Below are 2032 nucleotides of genomic sequence, written 5' to 3'. Positions count from 1 at the left end.
TTCCTCGGCGAAAACTTGAGCCAGCCCGAGCGCAGCTATCGTTTCTTCGCCGGTGGCATCAGCGTGACGAGCATGCTGCCGCTGCGCGTGGTGCCGTTCCGCGTGATCTGTTTGATCGGCATGAACGACGAGGCGTTTCCGCGCCGCGACCGTCGCTCTGCGCTTGATCGCAGCGATCGCAGCAAACGTCACGGACAGCGATCCGATCGCGATGACGATCGCTATCTGTTTCTGCAATTGCTGACCTCGGCGCGCGATGTGTTTTATCTCTCGTGGATCGGCGAGGATCAGCGCGACGGCTCCGAGCGCGAGCCTTCCGCGGTCGTTGCCGAACTGCTCGAAGTGTTGCGGCGCAGTTACCTCGCCGATGATCCGCAAGCGCGCGCTCGGCTCGTGGTCAAGCACCCGTTGCAGCCGTTCTCGCCGCGCCTGTTCGCGAACGACGATGCGCGCGTGTTCACCTATCGTGAAGCCTGGCGCGACGCCACGCGGCGTGCGCGCGAGACGCTGCCTCTGCCGCCGTTCGTCGACACCGCGCTGGCGGATGCCGACACCGCGGAGCCCGCACAATCCGCGCTGCATCTGCATCTGCATCTGCAGCAGCTGCGCTGGTTCTGGCGCAACCCTGCGCGCGCGTTTTTCTCCGAGCAGCTCGGCATGCAACTGCCGCGCAGCGAGGATGAGAGCGAAGATGCCGATCCGCTGGAACTCGGCGGGCTCGGCCGCTACCTGCTCGTCGATGGATTGATGCAAGCGCAGGGTGCGGCGGAATCCGCTGCGATCGATATCGCGCACTGGCGCGCGCGGGCGCTGCTTCCGGTCGGCGAAAGCGGGGCCGAGGTGTACGCGGATGCGTCGTCGTCCGCAGGCGAGCTCGCGCGTGTCGCGCGCGCGCATGCAGGCGATGCGCAGCTCGTGCGCGCCGAGGAGTTCACGCTCACGTTCGCAAGTGGGCGCACGCTGACCGGCAGCTTGCCCGAACACTACGGCGGGCTGATCTGCCGCGCGAGTGCAGGCGCGTTGCACGGCAAGCGCGTCCTCGACGCCTGGATCGATCTGCTGGCGCTTGCGGCAGCCAGAGGTTCGGCGCGACTCGTGCTGATCGGTCTGGAAAAGGGCGTGGTGCAGACTCTGCGTATCGATCGCATCGACTCGATCGCGGCACACCTCGAGCTCGAGCGCCTGCTCGACGGCTACGCGCAGGGTCGGCGCCGACCGCTGTTGTTCTTTCCGAAAACCTCATACGTCTACGCCGACCGCTGGCAAGAAAATGCGCCCGAGCGCGGCGGCGCTTCGGCCGCTGCGACCGACGCCGATGCGCTCAAGGCGGCGCGCGGTGCTTATTATCCGGGCAAGGACGATCAAAGCGGTACCGACAGCACCGACGCCGCATTTGCGTTGGCCGTGCGCGGGCTCGATCCGTTCGCGCCCGATACTGTCGAGGCCGAGGATTTCGCAACCCGGGCGCTCGAAGTGTTCAAGCCGCTGATCGCCGCACGCACGGAGGATGCATGAGCGCCGCGCGCGACGACGAAGATTTGGCGCTGACTCTGCCACTCCACGGCGTGCAGCTGATCGAAGCGAGCGCGGGCACGGGCAAGACCTACACCCTGGCCGGTTTGTACCTGCGCCTGGTCGTCGAAGAAAAAATGTCGGTGCGCGATGTTCTCGTCGTCACCTTCACCAAGGCGGCGACGGAGAAATTGCGCAAGGAACTGCGCACGCGCCTGATGCTGTGCGCGGAGGCCGCCGCGAATCCGGACACGGCCGTATCGTCGCCTGCGCAGGCGCAAAGCCGGCAACTCGTCGCCGCGGCGCTCACCCGCGGCGAAGATGCCGCTGCCTTGCGTGTGCGTCTGCGCCTGGCCGCGCTCGATCTCGACAGCGCCCAGATCTCGACGATTCATGGTTTCTGCCAGCGCGCGCTCGCCGAACATGGCGCTGCGGCCACGGTCCAGGGCGAGCTCGTCGCCGACGACAAGGATTTGATCGCGACGCTTGCCGCCGACGTTTATCGCGAGCACGCGACCGC

Annotated in this window: 1 protein-coding gene and 1 pseudogene; both read left to right on the top strand. The window is 66.7% G+C overall.

All coding sequences use genetic code 11. From position 1 onward, the window contains the following. A pseudogene (locus VF497_RS05970) lies at positions 1-1515 on the top strand (hypothetical protein); the annotation flags it as partial. Next, positions 1512-2032, top strand: a 521-nt coding sequence (locus VF497_RS05965) for a UvrD-helicase domain-containing protein (protein WP_330886712.1), incomplete at its 3' end; no start/stop codon positions are given. The pseudogene VF497_RS05970 and the gene VF497_RS05965, both read left to right, overlap by 4 nt.

Origin of the sequence: Rudaea sp. (assembly GCF_036383415.1) — a bacterium.
In the GTDB taxonomy this organism is placed as follows: Bacteria; Pseudomonadota; Gammaproteobacteria; order Xanthomonadales; family Rhodanobacteraceae; genus Rudaea.
This window is presented reverse-complemented; position numbering and strand designations above follow the sequence as displayed.